Genomic DNA, 1,436 nt, shown 5'->3' on the forward strand with positions numbered 1-1,436 from the left:
TAATTTATGTACCTTCGCATAATGTTTGTACGCAAGAAAAGGAACCGTTCAGGCACTATTAGTGTTGTCGTAGTGAATAAATCACATGGCCAGTTTAAGGAGATAAAGAGTTTTGGTGTTGCTCAGACAGAGAGTGAAGCAGAAAATCTTTATCAAGCGGCTCTTCATTGGTTAAGGACTCATGGTGGACAACAAGAACTTGACTTTGACAACCATAAAGATCGAGAGCTGGAAGAGACTGAGCGTGTTATTAAGAACATGGATGCAGTTCTTATTAATGGTACTCAGTTACTTCTTGATCGCATCTATGATGATATTGGATTCAATCAGATTCCTGATGACATATTACGTCATCTGATCATTGCAAGAGTCTCTCAGCCAGCTAGCAAACTTGCTACCACAGAATACTTGAAGTCGTACTACGATGAAGATATTGACCTAAACAACATCTATCGTTACATGGATAAGCTGTACAACACCCAGCAAGAATTAGTGCAGCAGATTAGTGTAGACCACACTCGCAAAATACTTGGTGGTAAAATCGGTTTAATGTTTTACGATGTCACTACCCTGTACTTTGAGACTGCAAAAACAGACGACTTGCGCGAACCAGGTTTTTCGAAAGATGGAAAGACGGCTGAATCGCAAATTGTTCTGGGGATTCTAGTGAGTGAAGGCGGATACCCTCTATCTTATTCGTTGTTTAACGGAAGCCAGTATGAAGGATACACAATGATACCGATGATAGATGATTTCAAACAACGTTTTTCATTAGGTAAGGAGTTTATCATAGTAGCTGATTCTGGATTAATGAACAATACGAATGTGAATTTACTTCGTCAGGCTGGTTATAAATATGTTATCGGAGCACGTATTAAAAGTGAGAGTGCACAAGTTAAGAAATGGATATTGGAACAGACACATTGGGAAAACAACAGCTGTCATGAATACAAGCGCAACAATGGAGAGCGTTTAATTCTTAGCTATTCTGCCACAAGAGCCAAAAAAGATGCATATAACAGAGAACGAGGTGTTGCCCGTTTACGTAAGGCTTATAAAAGCGGAAAGCTAAGCAAGCAACAAGTAAACAAAAGGGGCTACAACAAGTTTCTTGAGATCAGCAAGGATGTAGAAGTAATCATTAGTGAAGAGAAGATTGCCCAAGATAGCCAATGGGATGGTTTAAAGGGATATATCACAAACACAGACATGGAAGCAGATAAAGTTATAGCCGAATATAATGGATTATGGGTTGTTGAAAGAGCTTTCCGGATTTCGAAAGGGACATTAGAGATGCGTCCAATGTTTCATTTTACAGAACGCAGAATTGAAGCCCATGTCTGTATATGCTTCGTTGCTTATAAAGTATATAAGGAGTTAGAACGACTCATAAAGGAAAAGAAGATTCCTTTGAGTGTTGATAAAGTATTGGACAT

1 protein-coding gene is annotated in these 1,436 nt (G+C 38.9%); it reads left to right on the forward strand.

Going from position 1 to position 1,436, the window contains the following annotated elements; all coding sequences use genetic code 11:
• Positions 1 to 72: 72 nt before the first annotated feature.
• The coding region (locus tag D0T60_RS18430) for an IS1634 family transposase (protein ID WP_370524926.1) at positions 73 to 1,436 on the forward strand (1,364 nt) is incomplete at its 3' end.

The organism is Bacteroides sp. 224 (genome assembly GCF_010500995.1).
GTDB lineage: Bacteria > Bacteroidota > Bacteroidia > Bacteroidales > Bacteroidaceae > Bacteroides.